Source organism: Brachybacterium muris (assembly GCF_016907455.1).
Lineage (GTDB): Bacteria > Actinomycetota > Actinomycetes > Actinomycetales > Dermabacteraceae > Brachybacterium > Brachybacterium muris.
In genome coordinates, this window is the sequence record NZ_JAFBCB010000001.1 from 3,213,494 (window position 1) to 3,234,674 (window position 21,181).

A 21,181-nucleotide genomic window follows, 5' to 3' on the forward strand; every position below is an offset into this window, starting at 1 on the left:
ATGCCGCCGCACCACTGCACTGATCAGAGCGGCGAACCCGGCCCGTCCTACGAGAGGCTCCCGCACTTCCGCATGCAGTTCACCCCGAGCAGCGGGGATGAGATCCAGTCGGAGTACTTCGTGGCCCGCGAGGATCTGGTCTCCGCGATGACGGCGGTCCTGCCTCTGGCCGAACGCATCCGCCCCCTGCTGCACGTCTCGGAGGTGCGCACTGTCGCCGCTGATCAGCTGTGGCTCTCCCCCGCATACGAACGGGACAGTGCGTGCATCCATTTCACGTGGAAGCGCCTTCCCGAGAAGGTCGAGGCCGTGCTGCCGCAGATCGAGGCGGCTCTCACCCCGTTCTCCCCACGGCCGCACTGGGGCAAGGTTTCCACCATCGCTCCCGAGGTGGTGACGTCCCTGTACCCCCGCCTCGGCGACTTCCAGACCCTGCGGGACCGACTGGACCCTGATCGCACGTTCGCCAACGACTATGTCGACCAGTTCCTCGGGGCGTGAGCAGGCGGACGACTGAGGCAGCGGCTGGCACGAACCACGGATGCAGGTCGCTCCTGATTCACCACTGCGGGTGGATGCTCTCCCGCAGCAGCTCGTCGTAGGTGGCGCGCACGGCGTCGTCGAAACGGTCCAGCACCGCCTGCTGCTCAACGGTGGCCTCGCTGCCGGCGGCGGCGTTCCTGCGGGCCTGCTCGGCGCTGCGGGCACCGGGAATGGCTGCGGTGACACCGGGCCGACCCACGATCCAGCGCAGGCTGGCCTCGGCCAGCGGCATCGCCCCGTCGAGGGCCTCCTCGAGCCGGGCCACAGCCTCGAGGCCCAGGTCGAAGTCCACCCCGGAGAAGGTCTCACCCTTGTCGAACGCCTCGCCGTGGCGGTTGAAGGTGCGATCGTCGTCGGCCGCGAAGGTGGTGGAGGCGGTGTAGCGGCCGCTCAGCAGGCCGGATGCGAGCGGAACTCGGGCGATGATGCCGACGCCCTGGGACTCGGCCAGCGGCACCACCTCGTCCAGCGGCTTCAGCCGGAAGGGGTTCAGGATGATCTGGATGGAGGCCAGATGCTCGCGCTCCAGGGCCTGCAGCGCCTCGCCACAGGTCTCCACGCTCACGCCCCAGGCGGCGAGCTTGCCCTCCTGGACCAGGGTGTCCAGCAGGTCGAACACGCGGTCCTCGCCGTAGATCGCCGGGGGCGGGCAGTGCAGCTGCACCAGGTCCAGGGTGTCCATCCCGAGGTTCGTGCGGGAGCGGTCGATCCAGGCGCGGATGTTCTGCTCGGTGAAGGTCTCCGGGGCGAAGGGATCCGCGCGACGGGATGCCTTGGTGGCCACGAAGTGGGGCTTGCTCGCAGCGTCGGAGTCCGCGGCGCTCTCTGCGCGGAAGGCACCCACCAGGCGCTCGCTGCGGCCGTCGCCGTACACGTCGGCGGTGTCGAAGAAGGTGATGCCGGCACCGTGCGCGGCATCGAGGACTGCGGTGGCGTCGGTCTCGGAGACCTCGCCCCAGTCGCCGCCGAGCTGCCAGCAGCCCTGGCCGATCACGGACAGCGGGCGACCCAGGCGGGCGGGGGTGCGGTACTGCATCGTCATGGCGTGCTCCTCAGGTCGGGGGAACGGGTCATCGCGCGTGGGGCGGGTCCGTCTCACATGGACGCGTAGCGAGAGCGCAGGATCGAGTAGATCCCGTAGAGGATCAGGCCCGCACCCACCACGGCCAGCAGCACGGTGCCCGCCGGCAGCGTGGCCATCTGCTTGATGGCGCCGTCCATGCCGGTGGCCTTCTCGGGGTCCGCACCGATGGCGGCCCAGCCGAACAGCACGCCCACGCCGACCAGCGCGAGCCCCTTGGCGACATAGCCGGCCATCCCGGTGACCACGACGGCCTTGCCCACGTTGCCACCGCCGGTGGCCTTCAGGTCCTCCTCGAACTTGCGGGTGACGCCCTTGACCACGTGATAGATCCCGATGCCGATCACCACCAGGCCGGCGATCCCCACCAGGATGCGACCTGCCGCGTTCTGGAGGAACATGCCGGTGATCTCGGAGGTCTGCTGGCCGGAGTCGCTGCTGCCTCCGGTGGCGAAGCGCAGGGCCGTGAAGGCGAGGGCCGCGTACACCACGGCCTTGCCGGCGGACTTCACCACATGCTTGACCACGTCCTTGGTCTCGCGCTCCCGCTTGCCGCCGAACCAGGCCTCGGCCGCGAACCACAGGGCCAGGGCGATCATGGCGATGCCGCCGATCCACAGCAGGACCATCCCGCCGGGGGCGGAGGCCAGCGTGCTGAGCGCACCGGACTGGTCGGCATCACCGCCACCGGAGCCGAAGCCCACCTGCAGGGCGATCCAGCCGATCAGCAGGTGCACCACGCCGCTCATGATGAAGCCGGCCCTCGCGGCCTTCTCCATCCAGGGATGGTCGGCCACCTGCTCGGCCTTGTCCTCGACGTCCTTCGCTGCGCCGCGGGCGCCACCGTTCTGTGCCATGACCGCAGGATATGTGGCTTCGGAGCCCGCCATGCCGCACACCCCGAGATGACCGTGCGGTCACTGCGCTGTTCCCGCACCGAGGCGTTCACCGGCACGTCACCCGCACCCGTTAGTCTCCGCCTCGGCCCCTGGTTCACCGGACGGCCACGGGCAGCACGCCCCCTGACCTCGCCAGGACGGAGCACGCATGGATCTTGCCGGTCTCGCGATCCGCCTGATGGAGTTCCTGGGCGGCCCCGGCATCGCACTGGTGATCGCCGCGGAGGCGCTGTTCCCGCCGGTGCCCGGGGAGCTGCTGCTGCCGTTCGCCGGGGTGAGCGCCGCAGCGAACGGCCACCACGTGCTGGTGCCGATCTTCTGGACCACCCTCGGATCCGTGGTCGGCGGCCTGGGCGTCTATGCCGTGGGGCGGGCACTGGGGCTGGAGCGCACACGGGCCCTGGTGCAGCGCCTGCCGCTGCTGGAGCAGAGCGATGTGGATACGGCGGTGCGGTTCTTCGACCGTCACGGCTTCCCGGCGGTGGCGATCGCGCGCTTCGTGCCGATGGTGCGCACCTTCATCTCGATCCCCGCGGGCATCGAGAGGATGCCGGTGCTGCTGTTCGCGGCGGCCACCGGGCTGGGCTCGGCCCTGTGGAACGCGGCGTTCGTGGTGGCCGGGTACTACTTCGGAATGGCCGGCGGGGAGGCCCTGGAGGCCTTCGTGCGGATCTACTCGCTGATCGTGGCCGGCTTCGGGATCATCGCCGGCATCGCCTTCGCGACGCAGCGGATCCGCAGCCGCCGTGACGTGGCCGATGATTCGGGCGATACCGAGGATCAGGGCGGCACGGAGGATCAGGGCCCTACCCTGGAGGAATGAGCAGCCACCAGGGACCGACGGGCCGGGCGGGACCCGCCGCGGACGTCGGCCGCTGGTTCTCCACCGCCACCCAGCCCGCAGCACCCCCGACACCAGGGCCCGCATCGCTCCCTGCACCGGTTGTGCCCGATGCCGCGCCGTCGGCCCCCAGCACCTCGCGCCCCCTGTTCCGCCTGCCGGCCTGGGGTCCGGTGCCCGATGCGCAGTACGGGCACCGGAGTTCGCCCACGCTGCTGGCCGAGGCCTGGGACCTGCTGCGCGGGGAGCCGACGGCGGTGCTCACCGGGGCGGGCATGTCCACCTCCTCGGGGCTGCCGGACTACCGGGGCCGGGACGCGGTGCCGCGCGCACCGATGACGTTCCAGGAGTTCATGGGATCCGACCTGGCCCGCAGGCGCTACTGGGCCCGCTCCACGGTGGGATGGACGCAGTTCCTGCGGGCCCGCCCCAACTGCGGCCACGAGCTGTTGGCCCGGCTCCAGGCCGGGGATCTGCCGGTCACCGGGGTGATCACCCAGAACGTAGACGCCCTGCACCAGCAGGCCGGTTCACGCCCGGTGGTGGACCTGCACGGGCGGTTGGACCGGGTGCGCTGCATGGGCTGCGACACCGTGAGCGGGCGCGAGGCCCTGCACCGGCGGATGCTGTCGATGAACCCCGCCCTCGCCTCCCGCCTGGCTGAGCTGGCGGCCGATGCCGCCCAGGCCCCCGACGGCGACGCGGAGGTGGACCGCACCGCCGACTTCCGCTACCCGGCCTGCCCGCTGTGCGGCGGGATCCTCAAGCCCGACGTGGTGTTCTTCGGCGAGTCCGCCCGCCGCGAGGTGGTGCGCGAGGCGTACGCGCTGGTGGAGGAGGCCTCGCGGCTGCTGGTGCTGGGATCGAGCCTCACCGTGCAGTCGGGCCTGCGGTTCGTGCGCGCCGCGGTGAAAGCGGGCACGCCGGTGGTGATCGTCAACGACGGCCCCACCCGCGGGGACGAGCAGGCCACGCTGCGCATCCACGGACGGATCGAGGACGTACTGGCGGCCTGGGCCGGATCGTGACCGAGCGGTGACCTGCAGGCACTGTTCCGGCAGTGCTCGGCGGCGCACACTGAGCCATGAGATCGCGCCGACTCCTGGCCCTGCTGGGCTCCCTGCTGCTGGTCATGCCGCTGTCCGGCTGCAACGCTGCCGGGTGGATCGGCGTACGGCTCGAGGGTGACGTGCTCCAGGTCGCGGTCCCGGCCTGCGTGGAGCAGCCCACCAGAATCATCGTGAGCCTCATCCACGACGACTACGACCCGGACGACGACCCCGACGCCAGCACCAGGCGCGTGGAGCGCACGGTGTGGAGGGCGGAGGGGCCGCTCACGCTGCCGGAGGCCCAGGGTGAGTACCGAGTCATCCCGCTGGACGAGTCCCTGTCCCCGGACACCAACGGCACCTACCAGGGAGCACTCGAGGCCCTGGACCCGCCCCAGAAGGACGTCATGCTAGAGGTGAGGGTGGAGCTGGACAACGCGGTCGCCGCTGCCGGCTTCGTGAGCATCGAGAGCACGCGAGCACTGCGGATCGCGTCCGAGGACGGCCTGTTCTCCTCCGGTGACCACGAGGGGCATCGGATCGAGGACCTGGACCTCGAGAACACGGACCTGTGCCCCACCAGGCGGTGGTGACCGGACAACACCGGCAGGGTTGCTTGCACACTGCTAGCATTCCCCCATGAGCACCCTGTACATCCGCGATGTCCCCGACGAGGTCACCGCGACCCTCAAGCGCAGAGCCGCCCAGGAGGGCCTCTCCCTCTCCGGCTTCGTGGCCCAACAGCTCACAAAGATCGCCTCGACCCCGTCGAATGCCGACCTGATCGACCAGCTCGGTGCCATGCGACGCGACAGCGGCCCCGATATCCAGGAGATCCTCTCGGAGCTGTCGAACGGTCGCCGATGATCGTCGTGGACGCCTCGGCGATGATCGAGGCCCTCGTGGGTCCGTCCCCCCATCCCACCCTGCTGCACGCTCTGGCGCACGAGCCGATAGCTGTCCCCCATCTGCTGGACCTCGAGGTGCTCTCGGTCCTGCGCGGGCTGGAGAGATGTCGTCGGATCGACCCCGTCGATGCGCAACGGAAGCGCCAGATATACGGCGCCCTCACGATCTCCCGCTACGAGACGCTCGCGATCGCGGATCGCATCTGGGAGCTGCGGCACCAGTTCACCGCCTACGACGCCAGCTACCTCGCCCTTGCCGAAGCGCTCGGCTGCACCCTGATGACCTGCGACGCCATGCTCGACACCCCCGGCCACGATGCACAGGTCAGCCTGGTCCTGCCGGCGCCCTGAGGCACCCCCTCCAGTGCGGCATCCTCCTCGTACGGTGGGGCCCATGGATGACGAGATCGAACTGGCCGGCGGGAACATGGGGCCGGTGTTCCGGCGCGGAGACCGGGTGCTGCGCAGCAGTGGGCCGTGGACGCCCTCGGTGCACCGACTGCTGGAGCACTGCCGGGCGGTCGGGATGGACGCTGTGCCCCGCCCGTTCGGGATCGAGGCGGACGGGCGCGAGGTCCTCGAGTTCCTCCCCGGCGTCGTTCCCGCGTACCCGATGCCCGCGTGGGTGTGGGAACCCGCAGCCCTCAGGTCCTCGGCGGCTCTGCTGCGTCGCTTCCACGATGCCTCGGCGAGCGCGGACCGCAGCGGGCCGTGGCGGTCCGCGCCCCGGGAGCTGGCCGAGGTGGTGTGCCACAACGACGTCGCGCCGTACAACGTGGTGTTCCGCGAGGGGCAGGCGGCCGGCCTGATCGACCTGGACTTCGCCTCCCCCGGCCCCCGGATCTGGGACCTGGCCTACCTTGCCTATCGGGTGGTGCCGCTGAGCACCGATCGGGCCGACGGCTTCACCGATGCCGAGCGGCTGGAACGCCTGGCGCTGCTGCTGGACACCTACACCGAGCAGACCCTGCCGGAGGGCACACAGGCCATCACGGTCACGTCCACCCTTGCCACGGTGATCGAACGACTGCAGGCCCTGGCCGCATTCTCACGGCAGCAGGCCGTCGAGCTGGCGAACCCGGAGCTGGCCGAGCACGCGGAGCTGTACGACCTGGACAGTGACTACATCCGATCGCTCAGGTAGCCCGCGACTATCCTGATGCCATGAAGTCCGTGACGGCAGAGAGCTCCACGTTGCGCGCTGCGCTCGTCGCGCAGCGCGATCTCCTCGAGGATGTCATGTCGCGCTATCGCGCAAGCAATCCCCGCATCTTCGGCTCTGTCGCGCGCGGTGACGCCTCGACGCACAGTGACATCGACCTGCTCGTCGACCTCCACCCCGACGGAGGGAACGCCCTGCTGCGGCTGTCCGGCATAGCCGAAGAGTTGAGCAATGCTCTGGGCACGAGAGTGGATGTCGTCTCTGTTCCCATGCTTCGCACAAAGGTCTCACAGACCGCCCTCGACGACGCGGTGGCCCTGTGAGCCGCTCAGACCAGGCACGATGTGGTGACATCCTCGCCGCAACCGAGCGTTGCCGGAGCTATGCGCCCTACTTGCGCTCCGATGAATATGCAGCGATGGCTTATGACGCCGTCCTCCGGAATCTGGCGGTGATCGGAGAAGCCGTTCGATCTCTGCCCGAACAGATTCGATCACACCCGTAGACCACTCCCCCGGACGTGGCCGTCGGCCCGCGCTGCGACCGTCTCGCCGCCCACGTCCCTGGAAGGAACCGTGTCAGCGAGGTCCGCATCGAGAGTCGCCGAGGTGATGGCCCGGGTCAGGCGACGGTGCCACTCCACCTCCCGCCACATCCCCACGAACTGCGGGCCGCAGAAGTTGCTGGTGGCCATCCCTGCCCATCGCCCGGTGCCTGCCGCATACTCCACCGCCCGGGCGTTGAGGTCCAGGATCCAGTCCCACTCCAGGCCGGGCCAGTCCTTGTAGTCCACCAGCGACCAGCACTCCGAGGTGTAGAGGGGCTTCCCGACGGCTCGTGACCAGTCGGCCATGGTGTCGATCATGGTGAACAGTGCCTCGTCGTGGCGCAGGCGGTCACGTTCGTACTCCTCCCGGCCGTGCCGTGCCAGACGTCGATACCCCTCATCGGAGAATCGCGGTTGGTGATACCCGACCCGCCGGTCGTAGTCCCCGGATTCGCTGTTGGCCATCCACACGTGGACCTCCAGCACGTCCAGGAACCCGACCTCCTGGTCGGGCCAGGTCGCCAGCTCGGTGGAGACGGAGAAGGTGAGGTCCAGATCGGGGTGAACGGTGCGCACACCGTCGATCGCCGACCTCATCCACACTGCCACCTCCGGCGTGGAGCGCGCCGCGTACCGTCTGCCCGGCTCTCCCGGGGCGATGCGTCGGATCGACGGATCGGAGTACAGGAACGGGGCCCAGATGTCGAGCGGGAACTCGTTGCAGAGATCGACGAACAGCACGGTGTCGAGCAGACCGGCCTGGTCGAGGTGACGGAGGGTCTCCACCCAGATCCCGGCCAGGTCCTGGGGACTGCGGATCCACATCCGGGTGTCCTCAACGTCCTCCCGGAACCAGCTGGAGAGGATCACTGCCACCCCGTGGCGCCGCGCGGCGGTCAGGAAGGCGATCAGGGCCGGCAGCACGCGCACCCGGACCGGAGCCGGTGCGCCCCACATCTGCTGGTTCCACACGGGCACCAGCTCCCACTCGCGGTACGGACCCGCTGCCACCAGATGGGGGTAGGCATCGATCCGGACGGTGTCGTACCCGCGGTCGGTGAGTTCATCCAGCGCCTGCTCCCAGTCCTCGTAGCCCGCGCCGGGCCATCGGCGCTCCAACCACGAGAAGTCCCACATGGCCAGGGCCACCGGAGTCGTCGTGCTGTGCGTCATGCGTGGGGCACCCATCTCGTCCGAGTCTCGGGAGCGCGGAAGCAACCGATCGTCCTTGGAGCGTAGGGAGCGAGCTGGGAGCTCGTACAGCAGGTCGGCGGAGGATCATTCGCCGTTCACCCGGGAGTGTCCCGTGCGGAGGGGTGTGTCGGCTGCGCCTACCGCACCCGCAGGGGCACGGTGTGCCAGCCGCTGGCGCCGTCCGGTGCGGGGTTGGCCCGCTGGGAGGTCTGGATCTGCCCGGTGCCGTCCACGGCGCGCACGGTCACGGTGTGCTCGCCCGGCAGGGCGTCCTCCCAGGTGAGGGACCACTGCCGCCAGCAATCGTCGTTCGCGGAGGCCCCGAGGTCGGCCTGCTGCCAGTCGCCGTCGTCGATCTGCACCTGCACCTCGGCGATGCCGCGGTGGGGTGCCCAGGCGGTGCCGCCCAGCTCCACGGTGCCGGCTTCGACGGCCACGCCCTGTGTGGGCACGTCCAGGCGGCAGGCGGTCTTGATGGGGCCGCGCTCGGACCAGCCGCGGTCGGACCAGTAGGCACGGTCATCCGCGAAGCGGGTCACCTTCAGCTCCTCCACCCACTTGGTGGCCGAGACGTACCCGTACAGCCCCGGCACCACCATCCGCACCGGGTACCCGTGCTCCGGCGGAAGCGGTTCACCGTTCATGGCGACGGCCAGCAGGGAGGCCCGGTCGTCGGTGAGGGCCTCCAGCGGCGTGGAGGCGGTGAAGCCGTCCACGGAGCACGAGAGCACCATGTCGGCGCCGTGCTGCACGCCGGCCCTCTCCAGCAGGGTGCGGATCGGGACGCCCAGCCAGGTGGCGTTGCCCACCAGGTCCCCACCCACCGAGTTGGAGACGCAGGCGAGCGTCACGTGCGCCTCGGTCATCGGTTCGGCCAGCAGCTGCTCGAAGGTGAGGGTGAGCTCGTGGTCCACCAGGCCCGTGATGCTCAGGCTCCAGGTGGTCGGGTCCACGCGCGGCACCGCGAGGGCGGTGTCGATGCGGTAGAAGTCGTCCGCCGGAGTGAGGAAGGACGGCATGCCGGGGACCCTCACCTGGGCCTGCGGTGGGATCGGGGTGGCGGCGACCGCGGGCGGGGGTGGTCGGAAGCGGGCGCGGGCGGCCTCTGCGGCCGCACGGGCGCTCCCGGCGAGGCGGGAGGGCACGCCCACGGCGAGCGCGAGCACGGCCGTGCCTGCGGCGGTGATCAGGAACCGACGGCGGGCGGCACCGAGCGCGGTGCCCGTCCCCGCCCCGGGAGCTGCCCTCCGGGCTCCCCCGTCGGCCGACCCGGCGGCGGCGCTCCGGGCGAGGCCCAGCATGCGGTGCAGCACAGCGGTACCGCCGAGCGTGCCGAGCAGCGTGGGGACGGCGTCGACGAGGCCGGTGCCGGGACGGGTGATGACCACCAGGGCGGCCAACAGGCCCAGCCCGGCGAGCGCGAGGACGGCCAGGAGCCGGGACCTGCGGCCCAGCAGGCCGATACCGGCGGCGAGGAGGGCGTAGACAGCACCCATGCACAGGAACAGCACCAGCTTGTCGGCGGTGCCGAACAGGCTGATCACCAGGTCCTTCACCGCCGCAGGCACCATGTCGATGAAGGCCCCGCCCACGGCCACGAACGGCGAGGCGGGGGCGGAGGTTCCGGGCAGCAGCAGGGAGAACAGTTCAGCCAGTGCCACCAGCACCCCTGCGCCGACGATCGCGGACAGCACCGCGAACGGACGAGGGATCAGGGTGGGCCGGGCCTCGCCCGGGCCGACAGTTCGGGCCGTGCCCGAGGATCTCTGCGGCGCAGCGCGGGGTGCCTGCGTGGGACTGGCCATGGGGCCTCCCTCTCGGATGGGCGCTCAGCGTAGGCCTGTCCACTGGGAGTCCCCGGCGAGGACCGGGCACGTCGGCTCCGACGGGAGTTCGGTGGGACCGGTGCATCAGCCCTGTCGGATGACGGGGACCAGGAGGATAGTGGGACGGTACGGGAGCCGGGGCCCGAGCCACGGCACCGCACCGGACCGCACCGGGAGGCCTGCCATGACCCGCACCGTCTACTACGCCGCATCCACGCTCGACGGCTTCCTGGCCGACGAGCACGACTCCCTGGACTGGCTGCTCCACCAGGACATCGACCCCGAGGGCCCCGGAGGCAACGACGCGTTCATGCGCTCGGTGGGCGCGATCGTGATGGGCCGGGCCACCTACATGTGGCTGCGCGACCATCTGGAGGCCGACGGCGACGGCTGGCCGTACACGGTGCCGGCCTGGGTGCTCTCCCACGCGGAGCTGCCCGGCATCGAGGGGGCCGACCTGCGCTTCGCCTCCGGGCCCGTTGTTCCCTTGCACGCCGAGCTGGTGGCGGCGGCCGGTGCCAAGGACGTGTGGGTGGTGGGCGGCGGGGGCCTGGCCGGGCAGTTCGTGGATGCGGGCCTGCTGGATCAGCTGGTCATCGCGATCACCCCGGTCACGCTGGGGGCAGGGAAACCGCTGCTGCCCCGCCGGCTCGACCTGACGCTACGAACGGTGGCCCGGAACCGGGCATTCGTGTGCGCCACCTTCGACGTGCTCGGGCCGATGCGGTAAGTGCCCTCGCTGGCATCTATCCAGATATCTGATTATCAGATAGGGTGGACGGATGCGGACCATCAGCGCGACGGAAGCCTCCCGGCACTTCTCCGATCTGCTCGACGCGATCGAAGCCGGCGATGCTGTCGTGGTCACTCGCGGGAACCGGCCAATCGCTGAGATCCGTCCTGCCCCGCGCCACACCGGGCGGGACCTTCGAGAAGCACTGCAGAAGATCCCCCCTCCGGATGACCGCTTCCGTACGGACATCGCCGAAGCCCTGGACTACGTCGTGGACATGACGGAGAACCCGTGGGACGACGACTGATCTTCGACACCAACCTGCTGATCGACTACGAGCGCGGCAGGCTGGATCAGCGATCCTTCGACGACGATGAGCTGGCGATCGCCTCCATCACGGTCGCGGAGTACCGCATCGGCATTGAGTTCGCGCAGACTGCGCAGCAGGTCACCCACCGCGAGAGCGCACTGGAGGCGATCATCGATGCGGTCGAGGTGCTGGACTATACGGAGGCGACAGCTGCCCATCATGCGCGGCTGATCGCACACGCCCGTCGTTCGGGCAGGCCGCGCGGGGCGCACGATCTGATCATCGCCGCACACGCCGCGCAGACCGGCAGGATCGTGCTGAGCCGCGACGCCGCGGCACGCTTCGGCGACCTGCCCGGTGTCCTCCCGGAGAGTCCCTGACCCGCACCGCCCGGCCCCACCGCGGCATCCACCCACAACACCACAATGTGACCGCGCAGGGATCTCACATGGCGGCGTTGATGGCGTCCACCAGCTGCTGGATCATCGCGCGGTCCAGACCCCCGAGGCCGGAGAGCCGGTTCAGGGGCATCTGCGCGATCATCTTCTGCATCTCGGGGTCCTCGGCGATCGGCATCTGGGCGAACAGGGGTGCCAGCACCGCCTGTGCGGCAGGCAGTGCCATCACCTCGCCGACGGTCCAGGTGGTGTCCACCACCGGCGTGGGCTCGTCGCCTAAGACCTCCACCTCGGCCCGCAGCGGCAGGTCGCGGCTGGAGAACCCGACCTCGACGGCGTAGGTGCCGGTCTCGACCACCCAGGTCCCGTCCACCACCGACCAGAACTGCAGGTCCTCGCGGGGGATGCGGATGCTGAGCTGTTCGGAGGCGCCGGGCTCCAGCGTCACGTCGCCGAAGCCCTTCAGCTCCCGCAGGGCCCGGGTGACCGTCGAGCCCTCGACGGACACGTAGGCCTGGACCACCGCACGGCCGGCCCTCTCCCCGGTGTTGGTGACGGTGACGGTGACGTCCAGGCCGTCGGCCCCGGAGGTCACGGCCAGGTCCCCCAGCTCGAAGGTGGTGTAGGACAGGCCGTGGCCGAAGGGGTAGGCCACCTCGGTGCCCAGGGCATCGAAGCCGCGGTAGCCCACGAACAGTCCCTCCCCGTAGCGCACCCTGGAGTGGTCCCCGGGGAAGTGCAGATAGGAGGGGGTGTCCTCGAGGCGCAGCGGGATGGTCTCGGCGAGGTGACCGGAGGGGTTCGCGCGGCCGAACAGCACGTCGGCCACGGCCTCGCCACCGGCCTGGCCCAGCAGCCAGGTCTCCAGCACTCCGGGAGCGGCGGTGACCGCTGCGGGCAGGCGCACGGCGGAGCCGTTGGACAGCAGCACCACCACCCGGCCCGTGACCTGCCGGATCGCCTCCAGCAGCTCGACCTGGGCGGCCGGCAGCTCCATGTCCTCGCGGTCGTAGCCCTCGGACTCCACGTCCTCACCCAGGCCCAGGAACAGCAGCACCGTGCCGCCTGCCTCGGCGGTGCGGCGCGCGAGGTCCACGGCCTCGCCCTGCAGGCCGGCGTCGGCGTCCTTGCCGGGCTCGAAGCCGCGGGCGAAGGGCACCTCGGTGCCGGTGAGGGACCGGATCGAGTCCAGGGCGGTGGTCAGGCGCGGCGGGTTCACGTGGGAGGAGCCGGCGCCCTGGTAGCGGGGCGTGGCGGCGAAGTCGCCGATCACGGCGAGGGGGGGTGGGGCCGGTGCATGCATCGCCCGTCCCGGAGCCCCCGGCGCCGGGATCCTTCCCGCCGCCAGCGGGCACGTCCAGCGGCAGGATGCCGTCGTTCTGCAGCAGTACGATCGCGCGGCGAGCGGCCTCGAGTGCCACCTGGTGGTAACCCTCCACGTCGATCTCCGTCTCGGCCTCGGAGAGGTTCTCGACGCTGCGGCGGATCAACTGCTCGACCAGGCCCGCGGCCCGGTCCACGGCAGCCTGGTCCACGGTGCCGTTCTCCAGCCCTGCCCGCAGGTCCTCCTCACCGGCGGGATCGGCGGGCATCTGTAGGTCCAGGCCCGCAGCGACAGCGCGCCCGCGGTCGGCCACCGCGCCCCAGTCCGAGACCACCAGGCCCTCAAATCCCCACTGGTCCCGCAGCACCTCGGTGAGCAGGAACGGGTTCTCCGAGGCCAGGGTGCCGCCCACGGCGTTGTAGGAGCACATCACCGTCCACGGCTGGGCCCGGGTGACCACGGTGCGGAAGGACCGCAGGTAGATCTCGTGCAGGGTGCGCTCGTCCACCTCGGCGCTCACGCGCAGCCGGTCGGTCTCCTGGTTGTTGACCGCGAAGTGCTTCAGCGAGGTGCCCACGCCCTGCTCCTGCACGCCATCGACGTAGGCGGTGGCCAGCTCCCCTGTCAGGTGGGGGTCCTCGGAGAAGTACTCGAAGTTGCGCCCGCACAGCGGTGAGCGCTTGATGTTGATGCCGGGGCCCAGCACCACCGAGACCTGCTGGGAGCGGGCCTCCTCGGCGATCGCGCGGCCCACGGCGGCGGCCGTCTCGCGGCTCCAGGTGGCGGCCAGGCCCACCGCCGGTGGGAAGCAGGTGGCGGGCTCGGTGTCGTTCAGGCCCAGGTGGTCGCCCTCGGAGGACTGCTTGCGCAGCCCGTGCGGCCCGTCGGTCACCATGATCGAGGGCAGCTCCTGCGAGGGCACCTCGTGCAGGTGCCAGAAGTCCCGACCGCCGGTCAGCGCGATCTTCTCGTCGGCGGTGAGCCGGCTCCTCTCGCTGGCGGTCGGGTTGACGGAGTTCTCGGAGTTCTCGGAGTTCTCGGAGTTCTCGGAGTTCTCGGAGCTGATGGTCATGCGGGTCCCCTCCCGGGCCGGACGTCCTCGTGCGGTCAGTGAAGGCTATACCGAGACGGGGGCCGGGCACATCGCGGTGGGGCCGCGGTTCCAGCATTGCCTCTGGCAGGTGTGCTGGGCAGGCACAATGTGGGGCACACGTGGGATCGACATCAACGGAAGGACCTCCATGGCGGAGCTCAAGAAGTCCCTCGGCCTGCCCTCCCTGATCGCGCTCGGCGTGGCCGGGGTGGTGGGGTCGAGCTGGATCTACACCTCCTCGACCTTCTTCGCCGACCTCGGGGCCGGCGGCATGATCCTGGGCCTGCTCGCCGGCGCCGCGCTCGCGGCCTGCGTAGCCCTGGCCTACGGGGAGCTCACCTCCGCCATTCCCCGCGCCGGCGGCGAGGTGGTGTGGGGGTACGCGGCACTGGGGCGCAGTGCCGGTTTCGCCACCGGCTGGTTCCACATCGGCGCCTACATCGCCTCCCTGTCCTTCTACGTCACGGCGCTGGGCACACTGCTGGCCAAGTACATCCCCGCGATGAGCGAGATACCCCTGTACACGGTGGCCGGTGAAGCAGTGACCCTCCCGGTGCTGGCCGTGGGCGTGGTGCTGGCCCTGGCCGTATTCGCCCTGAACTGGTTCGGGGTGTCCCTGGGTGCGCAGATCCAGGTTGCGCTGTTCGCGGTGATGATCCTGATCGGTGTGGTGCTGGTGGGAGCGGCCCTGGTGGTGGGCGAGCCCTCGAACCTGTGGCCGATGTGGACCCCCGAGCAGTCCCCCGCCGAATCCACCCTGCGGATGGTGGTCCCCGGCATCACCTACGTGGTCGGCTTCTCCCTGGTGGCGGTGCTGGCCGAGGAGTCAAGCCTGAAGCCCCACCAGGTGGGCCGCGCCGTGGTGCTCACCGTGGCCGTCGCCGCCGCCTTCTACACCGCGGTGCTGCTGGCCACCGCCTATGTGGTGCCCTGGGAGGACGTGGCCGGCATGGAGCTGGGCACCATCGACGCCTTCACCGCCGCCGGCATGCCGGTCCTCGGCTTCGCCGCGTTCCTGATCTCGGTGCTGGGCCTGGTCACCAGCTTCATCGGCCTGTTCGTGGCCTCCAGCCGCGTGGTGCTGGCCCTGTCACGGGCGCGCCTGCTGCCGGCCGGCCTCGCCCACATCGACGAGCGCTCCGGGGTGCCGCGCCGGGCCCTGCTGTTCGTGCTGGCTGCCACCCTGGGACTGGGCTGGCTGGGCCCGGGCGCGATCGTGTGGTTCCTCGACGCCGGCGGCGTGTTCCTGGGCATCGTGTGGCTGCTGGTGGTGATCGCCAAGTACCGCATGCCGCGCCGCTACCCCGGCCTCGAGTACGGCTACCGGGCCCGGCCCGCGTTCCTGCCGGCCCTGGGCGCGATCGGCGCGGTGCTGGTGATCGCCTTCGCCCTGATCCCGCAGACGGGCATGTCGCTGATCTGGCCCGAGGAGTACATCCTGCTGGCCGCCTGGGCGGTGCTGGGCGCGATCCTGTTCCTGATCACCCCGGCACCGAAGGACCGCGAGGGCGCGTTCCGGGACCTGCTGGGCCCGCACGCCGAGATGCTGCTGGCCGCGCGGCGGGAACCTGCTGGCAGGGAGTCGGCCACGCGGGGCTGAACGGGGCGTGGCTGAACGAGACGGGCCTGACCTGGCCGAGTGATGACGCGCTACGGGCTCACTGGTCCAGGCTCACCCGGAGCTCCCGTGGACCCAGGGACGCGACCCCCAGCGGGGCCAGTCGGGAGAGCAGGCCGCGGTCTGCCGTCGCGACGGTGACCTGCGTGCCCCTTGCTGCCAGGGCGTGACAGCGGGTGACGATCTCGTCGTCGCCGGAGCCGTCAGCGTGCACAACCTCCAGCCGCTCGATTGTCCCGGTTGGTACGCCCGCGCGCGCCTTCCCCTCCAGCACCAGCTCGATCAATTCGTAGGGGAGGGTGGCCGACGCCAGCTGACGGGTGAGCCTGGCGGCAGCCCCCGCCCGGTCCTTCCACCACCCGTCGGGCACGCTGCCGACCACGTTCGCCCCGTCCACCACCAGGACCCGCTCGGCGATCGGCCGCTCGGGCGATGAGTCCGGCTGCTCGGACCACGCGGACCCGCCCATCAGGCCTCGAAGGCGATCAGCTGCTCCGCGACCTGCCGCAGACCGTCGGCATCCAGCACCCGGGCGTGCACCTGCGCATCGGCCCCCTCAATCAGCAACAGCTCCTGCGCGGTGGCGGCGAGGTTGCACTGCTGGACGCCCCCGCCGGCGGCCCGCACCACCGTCACCACGCTCATGGCGAGGGTGCCGGCCAGGCGCTGCGCGAGATCCTGCACGCGGTCCTGCACGCCGTCCTGCGCTGCGTCCTGGCCGAGCTCGCCACCCCCTCCCGCCGCTGCGGTGGAGACGCCGGCGGGGTCCACCAGGGCGGCGATGCGCTCCGGGACCTGGCCGGGCCGCAGGGGTGTGAAGTGGTGGATGCCGGAGGCGGTGACCTCCTCCTCCAGCACCCCGCTGGGGTGGGCGTAGTAGTACAGGCGGTTCAGCTGGGTGCCGCCGGTGGTGTTCATGGTGCGCTCCACGGAGGCGACCACGTTGGCCGCGCGGCGCAGCACCAGGCAGCCGTCGAGCACCGGCACGGCCTGCCAGCGCCTCCCGGTGCCGCCCTCGGTCCGATCGATGAGGATCTGCACCTGACCGGAGGCGACCAGGGAGCGCAGCCCCACGCCGGCGGCCAACTCGCGGTGCTCGGCGTGCTCGGCCAGCCACGGCAGGGCAGTGAGCTGATCGGCACGGTCACCGTCCATCCCGGCCAGCTGCTCGTCGGTCAGCGACAGCACCGGGGCGGGGGCGACGTCGTCGGCCCGTCGCAGGACCTGGGCCGCACTGTCGAGGCTCCCGGCGGTGTACGCGGGACCGTCGGTGCTGTTAGCGGGGATACCAGCAGGCAGGTCCGGGTGGGGCGTCGCGGTCGAGGTGGCGTCCATCCTGCGAGCGTATCGGGGCGATCTCAGCGGCGAGCATCGAGCAGGCCAGGTCGATCCAGTGCCAGCAGCACGCGATCGGACGTGATCAAGTAGCAGTCCTCCACCTGTCTCTGGGCAAGGAGCATGCGGTCGAACGGATCGTGTCGTGCCAGGTCCGGCTCCCCCAGCAGCGCCACAGCGTGATCAGATCGGAACGGCAACTCGACCAGGCCGGAGCCGCTGAACACCCCGGGGAACGTATCCGAGCCGGGCAATGTCAGCCTGCCGAGCATGTGCTTGATGGCGATCTCCGAGACGGAGATCGCTGAGAAGCACACACGGTCCTGCTGGATGAGCAGTCGCCGGGACTCAGGACCAAGACGGGGATCGTCATCGACCAGCCACAGCAGGGCGTTCGTGTCGAGGAGGATCATGCTGGCCCGTAGAACATGTCGGCGATCTCCTCATCAGCCCCGTCGAAGACCTCGGGGTCGCACGCGAAGGCACCCCTGGCGAGACCGAAGTCCACCCGCCGGGCACGATGGGGGACGAGATCCACCAGAGGCTCCCCCGCACGGGCGATCGTGATCTCCTCGCCATCGAGTGCGCGCTTCACCAGCGCGGAGAGACTCGATTTCGCCTCATGCATGTTGACTGTCGTAACCATGCTCTCAAGGTAGTGGACTAGACCGGGCTAAGTCTATAGCTGCCGTCGTCGTGCGTTCTATGCCTTCACGACGGACAATGGTCTGCACGGCCATCGACCGTCCTGGAAGGAGCCGATGTGAACCGCACCGCCACTGACACGGACGTCCCTGCCTCGATCGACCTCAACGCCGACCTCGGGGAGGGCCTGGGGGTGTGGCCGATGGGGGACGACGAGGAGATGCTGCAGGTGGTGGCCACCGCGAACATCGCCTGCGGCGCCCATGCCGGGGACCCGTCGACCATGCGTCGGGCCTGCGCCGGGGCCGCCCGGAACGACGTGGCGATCACCGCCCATGTGGCCTACCCGGACCTGCTGGGCTTCGGTCGGCGCTTCCTGGACATCGCCCCCGGCGAGCTCACCGACCAGGTGATCGCCCAGGTGGGAGCACTGCGTGCGATCGCCGCGGCCGAGGGCACGCGGGTGCGCGGGGTGAAGCCCCACGGCGCGCTGTACAACGCCCTCGCGCACCACGAGGTGCAGGCCGCCGCAGTGCTGACGGCCCTGATCGAGCTCGGGATCGAGGGCCCGCTGCCGCTGGTGGCCGCGCCGGGCTCCGTCGTCTCCCGCCTGGCCGACGATGCGGGGATCCCGGTGGTGCTGGAGGCGTTCACCGACCGTGCCTACACCGCCGACGGCACGCTGGTGCCGCGCTCCGTGCAGGGCTCCGTGCTCACCGACCCGGATCAGGTGGTGGCGCAGGCGCTGTCGATCACCCGCGAGCACCGGGTGCGCACGCTGGACGGCACGTGGATCCCGATCCGGGCCGGCAGCCTGTGCCTGCACGGAGACACTCCCGGAGCGGTGGCCCTGGCCCAGCAGGTGCGGGCGGCGCTCGAAGCGGCCGACGTGCAGGTCAAGGCCATCCTGTGACCGTCCGCCCGGGAGCTGCCCCGTGACCGCCGAGCCGGCGACCGTGCGGCAGGCCGGGGAGCACGCGATCCTCGCCGAGTACCCCGACACCACCACCGTGCTGCAGGTCGCCGCGGCCCTGCACGACCTCGCCCCGCCGCGGCTCCGTGAGGTGGTTCCGGCCGAGCGCACCCTGCTGCTCGTCGGCACGCCGCTGTCGACCCCGGACGAGCTCGCCCATCTGCTGACCGACCTCAGCGTGCGGCCCCTCGACCTCACCGGTGGCACCGAGGTGGTGATCCCGGTCGTGTACGCCGGGGAGGATCTGGATGATGTGGCCGACCTGCTGGGCCTCTCCCCCACTGCACTGGTTGACGCACACACCGCAACCATGTGGACGGCCGCGTTCGGTGGTTTCGCTCCCGGGTTCGCGTACCTGATCACGGGGGGTGGGCCGACGTCCGGCCCACCCGGCCGGGGCGGCGCGGCGGGGACGGAACGGACTGATCGAGCATCTGAGGACCTGGTGTGGGACGTGCCCCGCCGTTCCGAGCCTCGCACCACGGTCCCCGCCGGATCGGTGGCCCTCGCCTCCCGGTACAGCGGCATCTACCCGCGCCCCTCCCCCGGCGGCTGGCAGCTGATCGGCCACACCGACGCCGTCCTGTTCGACCCCTCGCGTCGGGAACCGGCCCTGCTCACCCCGGGTGCCAGGGTGCGTTTCGAGGCCCGACGGGGCAGGGTGTCGGCGAGCTCGGTGGGGCGGCTCGCCGCTACGATCAGGCCGCGCACCGGTGGATCCGTGCGCGTGCCTCGTCAGCCGGATCAGCCCGTCTCCCACGCTGCGTTCACGATCCTCGCCCCGGGGCCGCTCGCCCTGGTGCAGGACGGCGGACGGCCCGGGCATGCCGCGATCGGGGTGAGCCGCTCAGGGGCGTTCGACCGCAGCGCCCTGGTGCGCGCCAACCGCGCCGTGGGCAACGAGCCCTTCACCCCCGCGCTGGAGCTGCTGGTGGGGCCGATGCGCCTGCGGGCCGAGGCTCCGACCGTGGTGGCGGTCGCCGGGGCGCCCGCCCCGGTGACGGTGACCAGGCGCGATACGGAGACCGGCCACCTGGAACTCTCCCCTGAGGTCGAGAGAGGGCGGGCGATCGCCCTGGATCCCGGTGACCTGGTGGAGATCGGGCCCGTCACGCACGGCCTGAGGATGATGCTCGCGGTGCGCGGCGGCGTGGTGGTGCCACGCCAGTTGGGCTCCGCATCCCGCGACACGCTGTCGGCTCTCGGGCCCGAGCCCCTGGCCACCGGGGACACGGTGCACGTGGGCCCGGAGCACGGGCTCGACGCCGTCCCCTGGTGCGACGCCGGGGTTGCCGGCGGGCTCGCGGTCGACGAGCACCCCGCCCCCGCCGAGGTGCCGATCGTGCTGGGCCCCCGCCACGTCGAGCTCGGCGAGGCGGCGGTCACGGCACTGCTGGGCCAGGAGTGGACCGTCCGGGCCGATTCGGACCGCATCGGTGTGCGCCTTGACGGCACGCCCCTGCCGGTGCCGGACGGGGCTGGGTCCCTGCCCAGTGAGCCGATGGTGCCCGGGGCGATCCAGGTGCCGCCCTCGGGCCTGCCGGTGGTGTTCGGACCCGACGGGCCCGCGACCGGCGGCTACCCCGTGATCGGGGTGCTGACCCCGGAGGGTCTGGACCTGCTGGCCCAGGCCGCACCGGGGTCGACGCTGCGGTTCAGGGACGCCGCATAACGGAGCGAGTAGCGGCGCTGCAGGACGAGCCGGCCGCACTGGATCGGCCCGGGTTCTCTGCCGCTCCTTTGTGGGAGCTTCCCGCGGGTCACGCCTCCTCGTCGGCGAGGCCCTCCAGGGCGTTGTGGGCGGCGTGCTCGCACAGGTGGTCGGCGGGACGGCGCTCGGTCCAGGACCCGCTACCCCCGAGGGGGCCGATAGTGCCGCTCGCAGCTACTGAGGCCCACGCACCGGCTCAGCAGCGCCACTCGTAGGGCGTGGTGGTGGAGACCTTCACCAGTCCCTGCCGTTCGAGGATCGGGCGGGAGTACTCGGTGGAGTCGCTGTGCACGAGCGTCTTGCCGGCGGCGAGCGCGGAGCGGGCCCGGGCTGCGGTGAGCGCCCGGTAGATGCCGCGCCCCCTGTGCTCGGGCAGGGTCACCCCGCCCCAGATGCCGGCGAACTCGGTGCCCGGCACCGGTTCGAGGCGTCCGGCGCTGACCATCCGCCCCTCCAGCTCCGCCACCCACAGCTCCATGCCGTCCGCGCGGGCCAGGCGGGCCAGGAGGGCGTCGGCCCGGGCGGGGTCCGGATCCTCGCCGAAGCCGATGTCGGCCATGGCGCTCATCGCGCGCACCTCGCGCTTCTCCTGAAGGGTGCGCAGGGTGACGCCGGGAGGGGGCGGGGTGTCAGCGGCGAGGGCCTGGAGCGGGCCGACCATGATCGACTCGGTCTCCTGCGGTGCGAACCCGGCCTCGACCAGGGCGTCGTGGAGCCCCGGGGCATGGTCGTGACCGCGGGTCTTCCACTCGATCCGGGTGACCGACGGGGCCTCGCGGTAGTGGTCCAGGGCGGAGGCGACCAGGTCACGGACCCGGGGCTCGTCGGCCCCTGCGAGGTCGCGGTAGGTGACGAACCCGCGGCCGCCGGGGAAGGTGACCAGGCGCAGCGGGCCCAGGGTTCGAACGGCGGTCGCGCTGGGAGTCTCGGCGTCGGTGCGCAGCTGCTGGTCGTATGCGCGCAGGTAGAGGGCGGCTGTGCTCATGCACGG

The 21,181-nt window shown here is 71.1% G+C and carries 24 protein-coding genes and 1 pseudogene; 14 read left to right on the top strand and 11 right to left on the bottom strand.

The genetic code is table 11. The features are described 5' to 3' along the window. The first annotated feature begins 72 nt into the window (after positions 1–72). Positions 73–501: a D-arabinono-1,4-lactone oxidase gene (locus tag JOD52_RS17280; protein WP_239551921.1), complete on the top strand. Its 429-nt coding sequence runs from the start codon at positions 73–75 to the stop codon at positions 499–501. A 58-nt stretch (positions 502–559) separates the two neighbouring features. Here the strand turns inward: JOD52_RS17280 and JOD52_RS14900 are convergent, their stop codons facing one another. After that, positions 560–1,579, bottom strand: a complete 1,020-nt coding sequence (locus JOD52_RS14900; protein WP_204411766.1) for an aldo/keto reductase — start codon at positions 1,577–1,579, stop codon at positions 560–562. Between the two features lie 59 nt (positions 1,580–1,638). Continuing rightward, a complete protein-coding gene (locus JOD52_RS14905; protein WP_204410853.1) occupies positions 1,639–2,481 on the bottom strand; it encodes a DUF1206 domain-containing protein in 843 nt (280 codons plus the stop codon). A 190-nt stretch (positions 2,482–2,671) separates the two neighbouring features. Here JOD52_RS14905 and JOD52_RS14910 point away from each other — a divergent pair, with 190 nt between their 5' ends. The 7 genes from JOD52_RS14910 to JOD52_RS14940 are packed head-to-tail and all read left to right on the top strand — an operon-like array spanning position 2,672 to position 6,806. Further along, on the top strand, positions 2,672–3,346 hold the full coding sequence (locus tag JOD52_RS14910; protein WP_017823069.1) for a DedA family protein: 675 nt from the start codon (positions 2,672–2,674) through the stop codon (positions 3,344–3,346). Continuing rightward, entirely contained in the window at positions 3,343–4,392 is a 1,050-nt protein-coding gene (locus JOD52_RS14915) for a Sir2 family NAD-dependent protein deacetylase (protein WP_083871721.1), read from the top strand. Before JOD52_RS14910 ends, JOD52_RS14915 begins: the two co-directional genes overlap by 4 nt. Before the next feature lie 56 nt (positions 4,393–4,448). Further along, positions 4,449–5,006 (top strand): hypothetical protein, encoded by a 558-nt coding sequence (locus tag JOD52_RS14920; protein ID WP_017823067.1) that lies wholly within the window; start codon positions 4,449–4,451, stop codon positions 5,004–5,006. Positions 5,007–5,052: 46 nt separating this feature from the next. Next, positions 5,053–5,280 carry a FitA-like ribbon-helix-helix domain-containing protein gene (locus JOD52_RS14925; RefSeq protein WP_017823066.1) on the top strand — a complete coding sequence of 76 codons (228 nt, stop codon included), beginning with the start codon at positions 5,053–5,055 and terminating at the stop codon, positions 5,278–5,280. Further along, the gene (locus tag JOD52_RS14930; RefSeq protein WP_017823065.1) at positions 5,277–5,672 is read left to right on the top strand and encodes a type II toxin-antitoxin system VapC family toxin; all 396 of its coding nucleotides are present in this window, start codon (positions 5,277–5,279) and stop codon (positions 5,670–5,672) included. Before JOD52_RS14925 ends, JOD52_RS14930 begins: the two co-directional genes overlap by 4 nt. A gap of 43 nt (positions 5,673–5,715) precedes the next feature. After that, the gene (locus tag JOD52_RS14935; RefSeq protein WP_017823064.1) at positions 5,716–6,465 is read left to right on the top strand and encodes a phosphotransferase; all 750 of its coding nucleotides are present in this window, start codon (positions 5,716–5,718) and stop codon (positions 6,463–6,465) included. A gap of 20 nt (positions 6,466–6,485) precedes the next feature. Then, positions 6,486–6,806, top strand: coding sequence for a nucleotidyltransferase family protein (locus JOD52_RS14940; RefSeq protein ID WP_017823063.1), 321 nt, complete (start codon positions 6,486–6,488; stop codon positions 6,804–6,806). 170 nt (positions 6,807–6,976) lie between these two features. On the opposite strand, the gene JOD52_RS14945 is transcribed toward JOD52_RS14940, so the two are convergent. Beyond that, a complete protein-coding gene (locus JOD52_RS14945) occupies positions 6,977–8,203 on the bottom strand; it encodes a cellulase-like family protein (protein ID WP_083871719.1) in 1,227 nt (408 codons plus the stop codon). Between the two features lie 158 nt (positions 8,204–8,361). Next, on the bottom strand, positions 8,362–10,029 hold the full coding sequence (locus tag JOD52_RS14950) for a molybdopterin-dependent oxidoreductase (protein WP_204410854.1): 1,668 nt from the start codon (positions 10,027–10,029) through the stop codon (positions 8,362–8,364). A 205-nt stretch (positions 10,030–10,234) separates the two neighbouring features. Here JOD52_RS14950 and JOD52_RS14955 point away from each other — a divergent pair, with 205 nt between their 5' ends. From JOD52_RS14955 to JOD52_RS14965, 3 genes are read left to right on the top strand one after another with little or no spacing between them, the layout of a single operon-like run. Continuing rightward, a complete protein-coding gene (locus JOD52_RS14955; protein ID WP_204410856.1) occupies positions 10,235–10,780 on the top strand; it encodes a dihydrofolate reductase family protein in 546 nt (181 codons plus the stop codon). 52 nt (positions 10,781–10,832) lie between these two features. Next, a complete protein-coding gene (locus JOD52_RS14960; RefSeq protein ID WP_204410858.1) occupies positions 10,833–11,090 on the top strand; it encodes a type II toxin-antitoxin system Phd/YefM family antitoxin in 258 nt (85 codons plus the stop codon). Next, on the top strand, positions 11,075–11,473 hold the full coding sequence (locus tag JOD52_RS14965; protein ID WP_204410860.1) for a PIN domain-containing protein: 399 nt from the start codon (positions 11,075–11,077) through the stop codon (positions 11,471–11,473). The genes JOD52_RS14960 and JOD52_RS14965 overlap by 16 nt, the downstream gene beginning before the upstream one ends. 64 nt (positions 11,474–11,537) lie before the next feature. Here JOD52_RS14965 and JOD52_RS17285 read toward each other — a convergent pair whose 3' ends face one another. Then, positions 11,538–12,794 carry a glycoside hydrolase family 3 C-terminal domain-containing protein gene (locus JOD52_RS17285; protein ID WP_239551922.1) on the bottom strand — a complete coding sequence of 419 codons (1,257 nt, stop codon included), beginning with the start codon at positions 12,792–12,794 and terminating at the stop codon, positions 11,538–11,540. A gap of 259 nt (positions 12,795–13,053) precedes the next feature. Then, positions 13,054–13,887: pseudogene (locus tag JOD52_RS17290) on the bottom strand (glycoside hydrolase family 3 N-terminal domain-containing protein); the annotation flags it as partial. Between the two features lie 169 nt (positions 13,888–14,056). On the opposite strand from JOD52_RS17290, the gene JOD52_RS14975 reads away from it, so the two are divergent. Continuing rightward, the gene (locus tag JOD52_RS14975; protein WP_017823056.1) at positions 14,057–15,508 is read left to right on the top strand and encodes an APC family permease; all 1,452 of its coding nucleotides are present in this window, start codon (positions 14,057–14,059) and stop codon (positions 15,506–15,508) included. 58 nt (positions 15,509–15,566) lie between these two features. On the opposite strand, the gene JOD52_RS14980 is transcribed toward JOD52_RS14975, so the two are convergent. Genes JOD52_RS14980 through JOD52_RS14995 form a run of 4 tightly spaced genes read right to left on the bottom strand, consistent with a single transcriptional unit; the run spans position 15,567 to position 17,489 of the window. Continuing rightward, on the bottom strand, positions 15,567–15,995 hold the full coding sequence (locus JOD52_RS14980) for an NYN domain-containing protein (protein WP_017823055.1): 429 nt from the start codon (positions 15,993–15,995) through the stop codon (positions 15,567–15,569). Beyond that, complete coding sequence (locus JOD52_RS14985; RefSeq protein WP_204410862.1) at positions 15,995–16,861, bottom strand: hypothetical protein; 867 nt, start codon at positions 16,859–16,861, stop codon at positions 15,995–15,997. The genes JOD52_RS14980 and JOD52_RS14985 overlap by 1 nt, the downstream gene beginning before the upstream one ends. 23 nt (positions 16,862–16,884) lie before the next feature. Next, positions 16,885–17,274, bottom strand: coding sequence for a type II toxin-antitoxin system VapC family toxin (locus tag JOD52_RS14990; protein WP_204410864.1), 390 nt, complete (start codon positions 17,272–17,274; stop codon positions 16,885–16,887). Further along, positions 17,271–17,489 (bottom strand): type II toxin-antitoxin system Phd/YefM family antitoxin, encoded by a 219-nt coding sequence (locus tag JOD52_RS14995; protein ID WP_239551923.1) that lies wholly within the window; start codon positions 17,487–17,489, stop codon positions 17,271–17,273. Before JOD52_RS14995 ends, JOD52_RS14990 begins: the two co-directional genes overlap by 4 nt. Before the next feature lie 135 nt (positions 17,490–17,624). Here JOD52_RS14995 and JOD52_RS15000 point away from each other — a divergent pair, with 135 nt between their 5' ends. Both JOD52_RS15000 and JOD52_RS17795 read left to right on the top strand, forming a co-directional pair. Continuing rightward, a complete protein-coding gene (locus JOD52_RS15000) occupies positions 17,625–18,419 on the top strand; it encodes a 5-oxoprolinase subunit PxpA (RefSeq protein ID WP_204410868.1) in 795 nt (264 codons plus the stop codon). Between the two features lie 22 nt (positions 18,420–18,441). Then, positions 18,442–20,151, top strand: a complete 1,710-nt coding sequence (locus tag JOD52_RS17795) for a carboxyltransferase domain-containing protein (RefSeq protein WP_204410870.1) — start codon at positions 18,442–18,444, stop codon at positions 20,149–20,151. A 235-nt stretch (positions 20,152–20,386) separates the two neighbouring features. Here the strand turns inward: JOD52_RS17795 and JOD52_RS15010 are convergent, their stop codons facing one another. After that, positions 20,387–21,175, bottom strand: coding sequence for a GNAT family N-acetyltransferase (locus JOD52_RS15010; RefSeq protein ID WP_204410871.1), 789 nt, complete (start codon positions 21,173–21,175; stop codon positions 20,387–20,389). Between the last annotated feature and the right edge of the window lie 6 nt (positions 21,176–21,181).

What these genes read in the sequence shown, in the direction of transcription:
- JOD52_RS14905 (WP_204410853.1), bottom strand. Translation starts at nt 2,481, where the DNA reads ATGGCACAGAACGGTGGCGCCCGCGGCGCAGCGAAGGACGTCGAGGAC.
- JOD52_RS17280 (WP_239551921.1), top strand. Translation starts at nt 73, where the DNA reads ATGCAGTTCACCCCGAGCAGCGGGGATGAGATCCAGTCGGAGTACTTC.
- JOD52_RS14945 (WP_083871719.1), bottom strand. Translation starts at nt 8,203, where the DNA reads ATGACGCACAGCACGACGACTCCGGTGGCCCTGGCCATGTGGGACTTC.
- JOD52_RS14920 (WP_017823067.1), top strand. Translation starts at nt 4,449, where the DNA reads ATGAGATCGCGCCGACTCCTGGCCCTGCTGGGCTCCCTGCTGCTGGTC.
- JOD52_RS14910 (WP_017823069.1), top strand. Translation starts at nt 2,672, where the DNA reads ATGGATCTTGCCGGTCTCGCGATCCGCCTGATGGAGTTCCTGGGCGGC.
- JOD52_RS14980 (WP_017823055.1), bottom strand. Translation starts at nt 15,995, where the DNA reads ATGGGCGGGTCCGCGTGGTCCGAGCAGCCGGACTCATCGCCCGAGCGG.
- JOD52_RS14940 (WP_017823063.1), top strand. Translation starts at nt 6,486, where the DNA reads ATGAAGTCCGTGACGGCAGAGAGCTCCACGTTGCGCGCTGCGCTCGTC.
- JOD52_RS14990 (WP_204410864.1), bottom strand. Translation starts at nt 17,274, where the DNA reads ATGATCCTCCTCGACACGAACGCCCTGCTGTGGCTGGTCGATGACGAT.
- JOD52_RS14915 (WP_083871721.1), top strand. Translation starts at nt 3,343, where the DNA reads ATGAGCAGCCACCAGGGACCGACGGGCCGGGCGGGACCCGCCGCGGAC.
- JOD52_RS14955 (WP_204410856.1), top strand. Translation starts at nt 10,235, where the DNA reads ATGACCCGCACCGTCTACTACGCCGCATCCACGCTCGACGGCTTCCTG.
- JOD52_RS14950 (WP_204410854.1), bottom strand. Translation starts at nt 10,029, where the DNA reads ATGGCCAGTCCCACGCAGGCACCCCGCGCTGCGCCGCAGAGATCCTCG.
- JOD52_RS14995 (WP_239551923.1), bottom strand. Translation starts at nt 17,489, where the DNA reads ATGCATGAGGCGAAATCGAGTCTCTCCGCGCTGGTGAAGCGCGCACTC.
- JOD52_RS14935 (WP_017823064.1), top strand. Translation starts at nt 5,716, where the DNA reads ATGGATGACGAGATCGAACTGGCCGGCGGGAACATGGGGCCGGTGTTC.
- JOD52_RS14985 (WP_204410862.1), bottom strand. Translation starts at nt 16,861, where the DNA reads ATGGACGCCACCTCGACCGCGACGCCCCACCCGGACCTGCCTGCTGGT.
- JOD52_RS15010 (WP_204410871.1), bottom strand. Translation starts at nt 21,175, where the DNA reads ATGAGCACAGCCGCCCTCTACCTGCGCGCATACGACCAGCAGCTGCGC.
- JOD52_RS14925 (WP_017823066.1), top strand. Translation starts at nt 5,053, where the DNA reads ATGAGCACCCTGTACATCCGCGATGTCCCCGACGAGGTCACCGCGACC.
- JOD52_RS14900 (WP_204411766.1), bottom strand. Translation starts at nt 1,579, where the DNA reads ATGCAGTACCGCACCCCCGCCCGCCTGGGTCGCCCGCTGTCCGTGATC.
- JOD52_RS17285 (WP_239551922.1), bottom strand. Translation starts at nt 12,794, where the DNA reads ATGCATGCACCGGCCCCACCCCCCCTCGCCGTGATCGGCGACTTCGCC.
- JOD52_RS14975 (WP_017823056.1), top strand. Translation starts at nt 14,057, where the DNA reads ATGGCGGAGCTCAAGAAGTCCCTCGGCCTGCCCTCCCTGATCGCGCTC.
- JOD52_RS14930 (WP_017823065.1), top strand. Translation starts at nt 5,277, where the DNA reads ATGATCGTCGTGGACGCCTCGGCGATGATCGAGGCCCTCGTGGGTCCG.
- JOD52_RS14960 (WP_204410858.1), top strand. Translation starts at nt 10,833, where the DNA reads ATGCGGACCATCAGCGCGACGGAAGCCTCCCGGCACTTCTCCGATCTG.